The sequence below is a fragment of the Bacteroidota bacterium genome (assembly GCA_016718825.1).
Taxonomy (GTDB): domain Bacteria; phylum Bacteroidota; class Bacteroidia; order J057; family JADKCL01; genus JADKCL01.
The window spans coordinates 1-13,536 of record JADKCL010000029.1 but is presented as its reverse complement, the minus strand read 5'-3'; the positions used below and the strand labels follow the sequence as shown (position 1 = coordinate 13,536).

Annotated in this window: 9 protein-coding genes and 1 pseudogene; 7 read left to right on the top strand and 3 right to left on the bottom strand. The window is 51.2% G+C overall.

The window, feature by feature from the left end; translation table 11 throughout:
- Window positions 1-9: 9 nt before the first annotated feature.
- Both IPN95_23170 and IPN95_23165 read left to right on the top strand, forming a co-directional pair.
- Window positions 10-1,511 (top strand): annotated as a pseudogene (locus IPN95_23170) (kinase).
- 27 nt (window positions 1,512-1,538) lie between these two features.
- On the top strand, window positions 1,539-2,000 hold the full coding sequence (locus IPN95_23165; protein MBK9452268.1) for a hypothetical protein: 462 nt from the start codon (window positions 1,539-1,541) through the stop codon (window positions 1,998-2,000).
- 556 nt (window positions 2,001-2,556) lie between these two features.
- On the opposite strand, the gene IPN95_23160 is transcribed toward IPN95_23165, so the two are convergent.
- The 3 genes from IPN95_23160 to IPN95_23150 all read right to left on the bottom strand — a co-directional run bounded on the left by IPN95_23160 (window position 2,557) and on the right by IPN95_23150 (window position 4,319).
- Window positions 2,557-3,171, bottom strand: a complete 615-nt coding sequence (locus IPN95_23160) for a hypothetical protein (GenBank protein MBK9452267.1) — start codon at window positions 3,169-3,171, stop codon at window positions 2,557-2,559.
- A gap of 154 nt (window positions 3,172-3,325) precedes the next feature.
- Window positions 3,326-3,592, bottom strand: a complete 267-nt coding sequence (locus tag IPN95_23155; GenBank protein ID MBK9452266.1) for a hypothetical protein — start codon at window positions 3,590-3,592, stop codon at window positions 3,326-3,328.
- A gap of 121 nt (window positions 3,593-3,713) precedes the next feature.
- Complete coding sequence (locus tag IPN95_23150) at window positions 3,714-4,319, bottom strand: TlpA family protein disulfide reductase (GenBank protein MBK9452265.1); 606 nt, start codon at window positions 4,317-4,319, stop codon at window positions 3,714-3,716.
- A gap of 755 nt (window positions 4,320-5,074) precedes the next feature.
- Between IPN95_23150 and IPN95_23145 the strand changes: the two genes are divergently transcribed.
- The 5 genes from IPN95_23145 (at window position 5,075) to IPN95_23125 (ending at window position 13,103) form a co-directional block, all read left to right on the top strand.
- Window positions 5,075-5,266 carry a hypothetical protein gene (locus IPN95_23145; protein ID MBK9452264.1) on the top strand — a complete coding sequence of 64 codons (192 nt, stop codon included), beginning with the start codon at window positions 5,075-5,077 and terminating at the stop codon, window positions 5,264-5,266.
- A 487-nt stretch (window positions 5,267-5,753) separates the two neighbouring features.
- Window positions 5,754-11,558 (top strand): PKD domain-containing protein, encoded by a 5,805-nt coding sequence (locus IPN95_23140; GenBank protein ID MBK9452263.1) that lies wholly within the window; start codon window positions 5,754-5,756, stop codon window positions 11,556-11,558.
- Entirely contained in the window at window positions 11,455-12,390 is a 936-nt protein-coding gene (locus IPN95_23135) for a T9SS type A sorting domain-containing protein (GenBank protein ID MBK9452262.1), read from the top strand. Before IPN95_23140 ends, IPN95_23135 begins: the two co-directional genes overlap by 104 nt.
- A 138-nt stretch (window positions 12,391-12,528) precedes the next feature.
- On the top strand, window positions 12,529-12,708 hold the full coding sequence (locus IPN95_23130; GenBank protein ID MBK9452261.1) for a hypothetical protein: 180 nt from the start codon (window positions 12,529-12,531) through the stop codon (window positions 12,706-12,708).
- Window positions 12,709-12,845: 137 nt separating this feature from the next.
- Window positions 12,846-13,103, top strand: a complete 258-nt coding sequence (locus IPN95_23125; GenBank protein MBK9452260.1) for a hypothetical protein — start codon at window positions 12,846-12,848, stop codon at window positions 13,101-13,103.
- The last annotated feature ends 433 nt before the right edge of the window (window positions 13,104-13,536 follow it).

The following is a 13,536-nucleotide window of genomic DNA, read 5'->3' as shown; positions in this document are numbered from 1 at the left end:
GCAAAACCCATGAGCGACATCGTCCGAATCAAAGCCACAGACGGCAGCCCCGTCGAATACATCAACAAAATGATCGGCCAAGGCGGCATGAAGGACGTGTACTTCAGCCCCGACAAGTCCTATGTCGTCGGATTCTTTCGCGACAAGCAGGACGCAGCCTCCAAAGACCGCCTCCAAAACATCGTTGGCCTTTTCCGCGAACGTATTTTCGGGCAAGAAGGCGGCAATTATTGGGAAGAACTTTTTTGCTGGCCCACCAAAATCGTCGAACACGATGGCAAACTCGGTGTTGTTTGTCCGACCTACAAACCCCATTTTTTCTTCCAATACGGCTCCGTCAACAACGACATGCTCGGCATCAAGGGCAATGAGAAGGAAGGGAAATGGTTTGCATCCGCCAGCAATCAGAATAAATTTCTCGACATCCGCGAGCGCGGGACTTGGCGCAGTTACCTGGCGATCAGCATTAAAATCGCGCGCAGTGCGCAGGATGCATGCCGCAGGCTTGGCGCATAGCGATTTGAGCTACAAAAACGTCCTTGTTGATCCTGCAGGTGGAAACGCTGCCATCATCGACATTGATGGGCTTGGTCGTACCCGGCAAATTTCCGCCGGATGTGGTCGGCACACCGGACTTTATTGCGCCCGAGGTGATGGCGACCAATCACTTGGCCAAAAACGATCCGAAGCGGGTTTTGCCGAGCATCAATACGGACCGGCACGCCTTGGCGGTGCTGATTTACATGTACTTGCTCTACCGCCATCCGTTGCGCGGCAGCAAGGTCCACGACATGGATCCGGCCAAGGACGAGGAATTGAGCATGGGCAAAAACGCGATGTTTGTCGAGCATCCGACCGACAAAAGCAACCGCATCAAGCTCGACCAAGTCAAACCCAGCGAATTGCCCTGGAAAGACACGAGCAAAATGCCCTATTCGATTTGTGGCCCGTATTTGAAGGAGCTCTTTGACCGCGCATTTTTGGAGGGATTACACGATCCCAGCAAACGTCCGACCGCCAATGACTGGGAACAAGCGCTGGTCAAGACCAACGACTTGGTGCAGCCTTGCCGCAACCCAAGGTGCATTCAGAAATGGTATGTCTTTGACAACAGCATGAGTCCGAAGTGTCCGTTTTGTGACACGCCCTACAAAGGACAACTTCCGGTCCTGAACCTGTACAGCAGCCGCGGCGGTGGCAAATTCCTGCCCGACAACCATCGCCTGATGGTGTACAGCGACCAATACATCTACGAATGGCACATGATGCGCAACATTTTCCCCAATGAGCGCACGACTCCCGAACAAAAAAAGCCCGTCGGGTATTTCAATTTCCATCAAGGAAGGTGGGTGTTGGTCAATCAGCGCATGCCGGATTTGACATTGATCGAAGGGGATGTGAAGACGCCCATTGAGATCGGTAAGATGGCGGAATTGAAGGATGGGGCGCAGTTGTTGCTGTCTCGCGAGGACGGGGGACGGTTGGCTGTTGTGCAGATGGTGGATGCTTGAGGTCAATTTGACCTAAAAAATAACGAAATGCTACTCACGGAGGAAAACACGCATCATCTCAGTTCTGCGGACTTTGTTGTTCACTTTTCCATTGAGGTATTTTCTGAAGAAAATTTATATTTACTTGATCAAGAAAGAATTAACCCCATTCCCAGCTATTTTTATCCGGCTGCCTACATTCTCGAATTTCAAACAGAATTTCTAATGTCGGGATTGACCATCCTGCTGTCCAATTCTTCAGTTTATAACTTTGAAAACGCCTTGAATAGTTTCACAGAAACTGGAAACAATCGCGTTTCAGAATGTCTCGAGGCAATTATTGCAACATTGAAGAACTTTGGGCTAAAACCTACGGATATGAGGGAACGATTTGTGAACGGCACGCAGGAACTTCCGCAATATTCAATCATCAAAATCGAGCCAATTTCAAGATGCCGATTTAGAAGAGGAATTAGCAGTTCACGAAGAGCATCTTTGGACCCTAATTGACAATGTTCGCGATGATTTGGAAAACTATTTGTTCAAAATCCGAGGGAAATGAACCGCTTTTGAAAACCACGAATCAAACCTTGATTTCAATCCTTTGCCAGAAAAACCTACTTCCACTTTCAGAATCAAAAGAAGAAACACCTCCACAGTACCGAAGACCCAATCGTGCTGCGTGTTGACTTCACCAATGATGCCATTTTGGGGCTTCAAAAAACGAATGGGTAGAAACATCCAATCTCAAGTTTTCTACCCACTCATTTACCCACCTTGCGCAAGAATCATTTCCAAAAATAATTACAAACAACTAACAATCAATGTATTAAGAATTGATTATGCATCATCATTGATCATTATCTACCCACCCATCTACCCACTTATGGCCTGGATGTACTGGATCATCCACCTGCCACCTTTTGGTCCCAATACGTTTGAGCAATCCCAGATCTCTCAGATAGGCGAGGTTATTGTCAATGGCTGTAGATCCGATCCCAACGATCTCTCCAGTTCCCTTTATGCTGATTCCCGAATCAACTTTGTAGCAACTGAAGGAATCAACTCATCCCACCTCAAATTTCTGTAGGTCTCTCTTCATGATCCCTAGACGCTCCAAATATTTATGCGTGAGGTGACTTGTACTGCCGTTTGCGTCTGGCCGTGTACTTTCCTGATCGACAACTTTGTACAATTTACGTAAGTCCAATCCTCCATTTTGCAGATCTTGCCGGCTTAGCAAGATTTGTCGATCAATGGCAATCAGTCCAACTTTCTTGAGTTCCTCGTCAATCAGTCCCGAAATTTTATATTGTCCGAATGCAGTTGCAATGATCGTTTCATCCATGCAAAGGAAGAAGTTATCATCCTCTTCATGAACTTCGTTAATGGTCCTCGAATCTTGAAGCATTGATGCAATATCTGCTTGGAACGGAAATCCATACCCATCGATCCGATCCAGCATCCAATCAACCACATCTTCGTCCTCGGATTTTTCATTAAACCATTCGTTGAGCGCCATCAAGGTTTCTGCACCCTCGTCGTTCCCAAAAGGTGAAAACTCGTCCAGACAGTCAAAATAGAATTGATCATGGATGATCGCATTGTACTTGGGATGACTCGTTTCACGGTCGATCCCAATTTCTGGATCGTCAAAATAGTATTCGTGCTTATTTCCCATTGATTTTCTTCATTGAGGCCACTAAATCATACGACACTTGCAAGATAAACCAAAACAAACAATCCCACCCCCACCAAGTTATCCTCCCAAAATCCAAAAACGTGGTGAGCAGGATACAATTCGGAGGAAAAATCACGCAGGAGCTTTTGGAGCGCTACGCGCTGTCCCCGAATTGGCGGGATGGGAGTTTCCAGAATCTGGAGGCGACTTCCATGTCCACGCGACCATTCAACGTGAGATGCTTGTCGCTGTCCCATCCGCCGCGCCAAAGAAAGGAATCGCTCGACGCCGGCAAAACCCTCGCGTAAAAGACTTCATTCGTCAGGAGCAAACAAAGCCAAACAAAACCAACGAGCACCACCGACCAATAGGCCCGCTTTGCCCATTTGCGCTGTTTGGAAACCGGAGGGTGGGTACTCATCTTCTCTGCGTGGGTTGAGGGTGTGAAGGTAATGTATATACTTGATTCATTTTGCAGAACCCAACAAGCAACGTATTGGTTCGCAGTTGCATCAAGCCTCATTGACCTTCCAAAAGGGAAATTATTCCCTCAGCAATTTTTCAATCGCCTGCGAAAGCTTATTTTCGAAACGAATGCCATCCTTGGCAAAGAAACCTGTCTTTTTTGCAACGACTGTTCCCGATCTGTCCACCAAAATTCCAACGGGAACGCCTTCAGGCGCATACGCGGATGCAAGTGTAGGTTCCATTTCAAATCCGACCACGAAACCGAATTCATGAAATTGTTTGGCGTTGGTAAATTTCTCAAAAGAGTCAAATTGAGAGCTTGCAACGGCAAGGAACGTTACCGATCGGTTATTCGAATATTGTCTGGCAATTGTTTGAGTATGCGCCATTTCATCCAAACATGGTCGGCAAGTTGTACTGAAAAAGCTCATCCAAACCACCTTTCCCTGAACATCACGCGTGCCAATCGTATTGCCATCGATCCTTGAAAGTGAAAATTCCGGTAGTTTTTGATTGACCTCAATCCAAGATTGGTCAAACATGATTTTGGGAATGAATATCACGTACAGCAACACGATCAGCAACATCAACCCGGATGAAAGTACTTTGACGATCGCATCGCGTTGAATGAACCAATATCCTAAATTGAAGCATATAACAGCAATGGTAGGCTGCAGCAAAAGGACTATCCAAATAAAAGGGTCATCGGAAGGGAAGAACGCCACAACATATAAGAGTATCAAGGGCGCAAGCAGCCATTGAGCGCGCAACCAAGGAACACCCTTCCGCGCGAAAAGAATCCCAAAACCCAAATAAAGCACCATTTTCGCCCACATTCCGTCTTCGAATCTATCGGAAGCACTGAAAGCCAAGGGTCCCACAAAAATCAGAAGGGCATACAGAATGAGCTCGCTATTGCGGATAGAGGCGATTTGAGGATTACGTTTGAATTCAATTCCCAAAACAAAAGTGGCAGTAATAAATGCCGAAGCGGGCAAGAATGGGAAGTGAATCCACGTCATTGGGTCCACAATTGAAATCAAAAACGAAATCGCTGTCGAGCTGATCAAAAAGAGCAGCAAAGGACGAATCCGGTTTTTCTCAATAGGTTTTGCAGCCAACCCAGAGAGAATTCCCAAGGAAAAAACCATCCATAGAACAAGGTCCGCATGGAAAAAGCGGCAGGTCAGGTAAAAACCTATAGTCGCACCGATCGAATGAAGCGAAGTCCGTAGCATTCAATTATTGTAACGACAATATAGGCAACGTAACGCAAAAGATAAAAAAGATGTCTCGTGGAATCAACGTTCTTTTCCGAAGAAATATCCGCTAAGCCGATTCGCTCGCTTTATTACGCACAAAGAGCATTCGAAACCCATCCCATCAAAAACAATCCCACCCCCACCAAGTTATCCTCCCAAAATCCAAAAACGTGGTGAGCAGGATACAATTCGGAGGGAAAATCACGCAGGAGCTTTTGGAGCGCTACGCGCTGTCCCCGAATTGGCGGGATGGGAGTTTCCAGAATTTGGAGGCGACTTCCATGTCGATGAGCCCGTTCAAGATTCCGCAGATCATTTACAAGCAATTCACCAACCGTGCAGACAAGGCGCCGAAAAAGCCGTAGGCAACCAATCGCGATGGAGTTGTTTCCTCTTCCTAATTCATAAACCGATCGGCTACTTCAATTTCCACCTACGCAAATGGATCTTGTTGAATCAACGGATGCCCGATTTGACCCTGACGAAAGGCGGTGAAAAGACGGCGGTCGATATCGGAAATATGGCAGAATTGACCGACGGCATGCAGTGGCTACTTTCAAAGGAGGACCGGGGTAGGCTGGCTGTGGTGCAGAAAGTGGATGCTTAGGGCGCCTGGCGGCGCGTGTGAGGGTGGAGTGCGCGTTCGGAATTATCGAATTTTTGCTCATCGAAAACGCGAATTAGAATACTCCCACTTCGGGCTTCATCGATATTCATTGTTGCCTCAGAATGAAGCGCGGAGAAAGCTTACTCAATTATTTCGGCAAAATCTTCTATCTTCACGTTGACGCAGAAAATGGTCCCAGCAATGGCTTGATTTGCCGTCAGTTTTGAATTTGAATTTGTTCCGTGATGAAGTTGCCCAGTACAAGCTTTGGTTTGTTGTTCTTGTCGATCTTTCTCCTGATCGGCATTGCCAACTTATTACCGGGACAGGTTGCCTCACCCCCCAACTTTCCGCATGGATCGGGGCGAAGCTACTACATCTGGGGAGAATTTGCCGGTGTCGTGACTTCGAATGCTGCGATGGGGATGGACCGACACATTGTAACGAGTGCACATGGTCAATTTCAATGGCCAATTGCTGTTTTGGATCCGCAATTCAACACGATTCTTGGACTATGGCCCAATTTCGCTTCATCGACTGCGCTGCCTTATGCTGTGATCAACAAGGATCGGAAGGTTTGGCTTGTAGGCTCCGATGCCGCAGTCTCCCGATTCTCCGTTTTTTCTGAGCAAGGCACTGTTTTCACGCAATTCAAAATGATGGGCTTGGAAGTGAAAGCCCTTGTCGCGGATACGAGCGGACATGTCTTTGCTACTTACACAGATGGCTCGCCAGGATTCGGATTGATGCGCTTCAGCACGGGATATACGCCTGATTTCCAGAAGAGAATCGGCTTGAACGGCACACTGAAAGGCGCAAAGTGGGGCATAGACCAGCGGATGTACGTGGAGGTCGGATCGCAAATCTGCGTATTGGATGCCAATGGAAATGTGCTCAAGGTGATCCAAAACGCTCCTGACCGGTATGCCGTTTATCAAGATCATGGATTGGCTGCCTTGAGTTTTCGTCATGATACAGCCTTTGTGGTACGACTGGACAGCAACTTGAACCTGTGGTGGAGTAAATCGGTCAAAGTACCGCCATTTGGCTTATGTGGGTTTGAGGTGACGATGCTGGAGGCTGTAGCAATGCCCGGCAGCAATGATCTGATGGTATTTGCCAATGGCAAGGACTTCTGCGGTATGGGTTGCAATGGATATCAGCGAATGCAATTCATTTCTGCATTGCTGATGGATACTGATGGAAACATTGATGGGCATCAGCATTATCGAGGCCCATCTCAGGCCGAGACCGCTCTTTCCAGTTTGCAAAGCACGCCGTTCGGCGATGCCTTGGCAGTCGAATTGGAGGGCGATTGTGGTTTCGGTATCAGCCATACCTCGGAGTCCGTCCAGCTCTTTGGAGGATACAACATCCGCACCACTTGCGGTGGGAACCCGCTACCCAATGGACTCGTTGCGAACAGCGTTCCTTATCTCCCTTCCGCATCGCTTGCTGGTCTTCCCACCACCACGCCGTTTCCTGTTACGTTTCTACCAGACACGTTGTCGCTTTTTTCTCCCGGGAATGGCCCTGGACAAGGAATGCCTCAATACACCTGCCACAAACCCTGCGTCACGTTCTCCGCCCAGGCCCTGGGCGGTGGAAACGTGCAGTTTTCAGATGAAGTCTTTGGCTACTACACGCTTCAATACGATTTCGGGGACGGCACCTTTGGGTCATCTCCCGATCCACTGCATCATTATGCCTCGGCTGGTCCATTTACCGCCCAGCTTGTCGCCACCAACAGTTGCGGAGCCGACACCTTCAGCCTCCAAGTGAATCCCTGCCAGACTGCCCAAATCGCGGGACCCACCAGTTCCTGCGTGGGATCACTGACCACTTTCTATGAAAACACGCACATTGTCTTTGACAGCCTGCGATGGCTCGTGAATGGTACAACCGCAGCCACTGGAGACACCCTGCATTGGACGCCAACTGCGGCAGGCAACTACGCGATCAGTTTGATTTTCAGCAGTGGCTTCTGCAGGGATACGATTTATTCCAATGTGAATGTCTTCTCGGGCGTGCCTACCCCAGGTTTTTCGGTGACATTGGGCGGTGCCACGGCGACAGTGGTGAATCAGAGCATCAATGCGACGAGTCAAAGCTGGAATTTCGGGGACGGTACCATCATCAACGGGCCGGTCACGACTCATACTTATGCAGCACCCGGTACCTATAACATTTGCCAAACCGTGAGCAACAGTTGCGGCTCCAGTACGGTTTGTCATGCAGTCACCTTGGTGGCAAATAGCAATTCCTATTATCGTGAGGACGTGAGTTTCCTCGGCACCACGACGCCGATGGGGACCGCCTCCGCTGCAAACGGGAACAGTTTGGTCGTAGGCGCAAGCAGCCAAGGGGCATTCGTGCTGCTTGTGGACACGGTCGGAACCGTGCTGTGGACCAAGACTTTTCCGACAGCAAACTATCAGCTGAACGATGTCGTGGATATGCCCAACGGAAACTTTCTGGTTGTCGGCGGAACCACGCAAGCCGGGGTGGCCTATATGACTGAGTTTTGGATGGAAGTGGACCAAGCCGGAAATGTGTTGCGTCACCAAGCCGTCGATGGAGGCTTTCCCTATATTTCAGTGAACAAGCTCCGCTATGGCGGGTACTTCCTGTGTAGCAGAACGCAGTCTCGGTATGTAAAGCTCGATGCCAACCTTCAGGTGCAATGGACGGGTTATGACAGCTTTTTTCGTGGAATTGCAGGCTTCCAAGCTCCTGATAGCAGCTATTGGTTGGTTGCCCGCAATCAATTTTGGTCCGATCATATGTGGTTCATCCGATTGGGGCAAAATGGGGCAGTGACCAGCGGATATAATGTGTCGATGTACGATTACAGCCCCGCATCTTCGTCCTATTTCGAACGGGACGCCGTGCAAATGGACTGCAATGGGAATATCTTCTACGCAGCTGCGGTGGACTACAATTCTCAAGGCAATTGGAACTACTCCGTCGCGATCGGCAAATTCAACACCCAAACCCATGCCTGTACCAATATGCGTTACGATGCCGACCGCGGGATCGGTGGGCAGTTTCCATATCTGAGGATTTCACCGTCCAAGATGGTGTTAAAGCCCGACGGGAACTTGCGTCTATTTGGCTCGATGGGAATCTCTGGATTCAACTACACGGATACGCGAGACCTGATGATCTTGGACATCACCGCCTCGAATATCAATCCCACATTGGCAGCCTATGGCACGGCGCCGGTGAAGGATGAATACCTCGCTGCCAGCCTACTCCCCAGCGGGGCATACTTTTGTGCAGGCATCAGCAACACCAGCCTGTCCCTGCACAAATTCAGATCCAACACGCAATGCCAGCTCCCGACATCCAGCTTGTCCTATTCTTTTCAGCCTGACCCCACATATACTTCAAATCCGGCAACCAGCATGGGGTTGGGCAACTTCAGCTTCATGCCTTATGGCACCCTGCTCTCTTGGGGCGTCAACCCTAACCCGATATCCGGCACCGGAAGCATCCAATGCGTTTCGCCTTGCGTCTCGTCATTGTTTGCAGGATTCACCTACGCGGTCTCTGGCAACACCGTAACCCTCACATCGAACTCCTCACCGGGTGCAAATCTGACATGGACGATTCCCGGAATGTCCTGCGTCACCGGAGGTTCCGTTACGGTCACGCTGCCCTGCGGAAGTACGACGATTTCGCTCACATCATCCGACGGATGCGGATCGCGCACCGCTAGCCAGACCATCACGGTTGCTGGCGGAACGATCAACCAGGCTGCTTACGCTCCCGCTTTGCTGTCCAATGTAACCGTTTGTACTCCCGGATTGACAGCCATCTCAGCTGCGCCGGGCTATGGGCAGTACCTCTGGAGCAATGGTGCCACCACCGCCTCCACCACAATGAATGCGCCTGGAACCATCAGCCTAATTGCCCAGCAAACAACCAATGGCTGCTTCTTCACGGATACAGCAACCGCTACCGTTGTGCCATTCACCGTTTCATTGGGTGCAGACCAAGTACGTTGCCCAGGTGCCACTGCCACCTTCAGCATTATCGGCGGCTATACCAGCTATGCTTGGAGCAATGGCAACACATCGAATACGATCACCGTTTCCACGCCAGGAAATTACGCGGTTACGGTCACCAATAGTGCGGGATGCATTGCCAGAGATACCGTGAATCTCAGCAATTTCCCTACTCCTGCGCTTTCGATCGGGCCGAATCAGACAATATGCACTGGGTCCACCGCGACCTTCACGGCAACATCCGGCTTCGCGTCCTACCTCTGGAGCAATGGCGCGACGACAAATTCCATCACGGTTTCGACTGCGGGAACCTTTTCGGTCACTGCCACAGCTGCCAACGGTTGCACGTCGACGGCATCTGCGACACTCACGGTCAACACCGCGCCAGCAGCATCCATCGGGCCTAATCAGACAATTTGCTCGGGATCCACAGCGTCCTTCACCGCAACATCCGGCTTCGCCAATTACCTCTGGAGCAATGGTGCGACGACAAGTTCCATCACGGTTTCGACTGCGGGAACCTATTCGGTCACTGCCACACATGCCAACGGCTGCACGTCGACGGCATCTGCGACACTCACGGTCAACACCGCTCCAGCAGCATCCATCGGGCCTAATCAGACAATTTGCTCGGGATCCACAGCGACCTTCACGGCAACATCCGGCTTCAATTCCTACCTCTGGAGCAATGGCGCGACGACAAATTCCATCACGGTTTCGACTGCGGGAACCTATTCGGTCACTGCCACAGCTGCCAACGGGTGCACGTCGACCGCATCTGCGACACTCACGGTCAACAACGCGCCAGCAGTCTCCATCGGCCCCAACCAGACGATTTGCTCGGGGACGACTGCAACCTTCACAGCATCATCCGGTTTCAGTTCCTACCTCTGGAGCAATGGCGCGACGACAAATTCCATCACGGTTTCGACTGCGGGAACCTATTCGGTCACTGCCACAGCTGCCAACGGGTGCACGTCGACCGCATCTGCGACACTCACCGTCAACACCGCTCCAGCAGCATCCATCGGTCCCAATCAGACAATTTGCCCGGGATCCACCGCGACCTTCACGGCAACATCCGGCTTCAATTCCTACCTCTGGAGCAATGGCGCGACGACAAATTCCATCACGGTTTCGACTGCGGGAACGTATTCGGTCACTGCCACACATGCCAACGGCTGCACGTCGACCGCCTCAGCGACACTCACCGTCAACACCGCTCCAGCAGCATCCATCGGTCCGAATCAGACAATTTGCTCGGGATCCACAGCGTCCTTCACCGCAACATCCGGCTTCGCCAGTTACCTCTGGAGCAATGGCGCGACGACAAATTCCATCACGGTTTCGACTGCGGGAACCTATTCGGTCACTGCCACAGCTGCCAACGGGTGCACGTCGACCGCATCTGCAACACTCACCGTCAACACCGCTCCAGCAGCATCCATCGGTCCTAACCAGACGATTTGCTCGGGGACGAATGCAACCTTCACTGCCACGCCTGGCTTCGCGAGCTATCTTTGGAACACGAATGCCACCACGAGTGCGATCACGGTGACCGTCGCTGGTACCTATTCTGTAACTGTCACCGACGCCAATGGCTGTACCGCCACCGCATCGAGCAGCCTCAGTGTTTTCCCCGCCAATACCTTCAGCATCGGGCCTGACACCTCTTTTTGCCCCGACACCACATGGATGATCAGTGGCCCCGGAGGAATGACAGCCTACCTTTGGAGCAATGCCGGCACGGGATCGAGCATTGCGGCTGCGGCTGCGGGGACCTATTGGCTGCAAGCCACCGATGCCAATGGCTGTGTGGGCTCGGACACGATGAGCCTTTCCTTGAATCCCGACTGTGTATGGCCCGGCGACGCGAACCACGATGGCATTGCCGACAACCAGGATTTGCTGGCCATAGGCTATGGATTCGGTTTCAATGGTCCTACGTCCCGGAGCAAGTCCATCTTGGTACGGACAGCCCGCACCCGACTGGTCGACGGCACTGCCGAGTTTGGTAAACCACAAGCACCCGGATTGTGACGGAAATGGCACGGTCAATTTCATGGATACCACCCTGATTTCGATCCATTATGGCCTTACGCACAACAAGGGAACGGGTGTGACAGCAGGGATTCCGCTGTTTGTCGTGCCGGAGCAGGATTCATTCCCTGCCGGCGACACCGTGTTTTTCCAAGTGCATTGGGGAGACAACGGCAACCCTGTCAACATAGGCCATGGCGTTGCATTCAGCCTGCAAATCGACGCGCAACAGGTGACCCCAGGGACGATCTATGGACGGTTTCCGGTTTCGTTTTTGGGGAATGGGATTCCCGACCTGCTGACATTGACATACCCCGAGTCCTCGGGATCAGATTGGCACATTGGAATCAGCCGCATGGATCGTATCGGGCATAACGGCGCTGGCTCCGTGATGCGCGTAGGCTTCCTACCTGCGGTGGTGTATCCGCTCACTGCCACCTTGGGGTATGTGCCGGTAAGGCTGTTGAATGCAGTCGCTGTCGATCAGGATTTTGATCCGATCCTGCTCTCGGCGCTGGGGGATTCCATTTTGATTTACGATGCAGTGAATGAAGCACAAGGAGCGTGGCCATTGGCGGGGTGGCAGGTGTATCCCGTGCCCGCGGACCGGCAAGCTGTTTTGCAAGTAAACCTTAGGTTCCCTGCCGTGGTAGATGCCGTCGTGGTCGATCTTCATGGAAGGGTGCTGAAACATAAAGCGAGTCAAGTAGCGATGGCTACAGGAAAGAACGAAACCTTCATCGAAACTTCTGGCCTGAGCGCTGGGATCTATTTCATTCGTGTAGAAGTGGAAGGTGAGATACAGACGCGGAAATTGGTGATAGAACATTAACGAAACGACAAAGGACGGAATCGGTGTTCATTTTCTATGTTTGTGTTGCAGCTCCAAGGGTAGTACACCCATCTTATTGAAGGGATTCAACCCATGGGAATTGTCCTGAAATAGCTTTACACAAATGTTGTAAGAGTTATGCAAGGGGCGGGAAAACATCAGATGGGGCTGAGCAAGTACGCCATTCATTTCGCCAACAAGTGGGCGATGGACTATGAGAAGGGTGACCTTAGCTATTTGCAGGTCGCTGAGAAACATGGTCTCAAGGGGCGTGACACCGCAAAGGAATGGGTGGTTACATTTCGGAAAAATGGCTGAAATTTGTTCTTCCGATTCAATTTTGGCCACTTTGACCGATCAGGAAAAGCGATGCTGACGCCTAAGGACCTTCGCATCAAGGGAACTGGAGAGGCTGGCTTGAGGACGAGCGTCTTCGCAGTCTGGCGTATTCAACGATGATTGACGTAGCTGAAGAGGAACTGGTGGTGCCAATTAGAAAGAGTCTCGGCCTTTTAAAACAGTCCAGAAGGATGATTGCCTCGCCGCAAAAAAAGCGAGCATTAAGCGGCTTTTGTGAACTGTTTGGGTATTCAAAGCTGCAGGCTGGGCATGACCATGGTTGGCATTTCGACGACTGCAGGATGCGGGAGGACGAAATCGTCGAGTTGGTCAAGAATCAGCGCAGAATGGTCGGTTCGGTGCGGACACTTTAGACATGATGGGACCGAGTTGGAGGATCGCGGCCTAACATTGTGGTCGGGACAAACTGCTCGATTTGCTGCGCGAGCGCGGTATGCTGGGTGCGCCCTAAACGCAAACACGCGCACGACCAACTCCCCGCCATCATTATCGAAAGTGGCCTTATCCCCTTGAAAATCTAGGAATTACGGAAGCCGAGCAGGTTTGGGTCTGCGACATCACCTACATTCGAACGAAGGGTGGTTTTCTGTACTGTTCGAGTCACCGTTGCCTATTCGCACAAGGTAGTGGGGCTTCCACCTGAGCCACACGGTGGAGGCTAAGGGGTGCGGTGTCTGCGCTGCCAAGGCATGGCACTTTCGCAACGGATTTACCCCTGAAAGGAAAGCTGATTCTACCACCCGACCGAGGAGTGCAATGGACAGCACCAACTACGTGAAGGGTCTT

Coding starts and splice junctions, on each gene's coding strand:
- IPN95_23165 (MBK9452268.1), top strand. CDS start 1,539: ATGCTACTCACGGAGGAAAACACGCATCATCTCAGTTCTGCGGACTTT.
- IPN95_23160 (MBK9452267.1), bottom strand. CDS start 3,171: ATGGGAAATAAGCACGAATACTATTTTGACGATCCAGAAATTGGGATC.
- IPN95_23155 (MBK9452266.1), bottom strand. CDS start 3,592: ATGAGTACCCACCCTCCGGTTTCCAAACAGCGCAAATGGGCAAAGCGG.
- IPN95_23140 (MBK9452263.1), top strand. CDS start 5,754: ATGAAGTTGCCCAGTACAAGCTTTGGTTTGTTGTTCTTGTCGATCTTT.
- IPN95_23135 (MBK9452262.1), top strand. CDS start 11,455: ATGGTCCTACGTCCCGGAGCAAGTCCATCTTGGTACGGACAGCCCGCA.
- IPN95_23130 (MBK9452261.1), top strand. CDS start 12,529: ATGCAAGGGGCGGGAAAACATCAGATGGGGCTGAGCAAGTACGCCATT.
- IPN95_23125 (MBK9452260.1), top strand. CDS start 12,846: ATGATTGACGTAGCTGAAGAGGAACTGGTGGTGCCAATTAGAAAGAGT.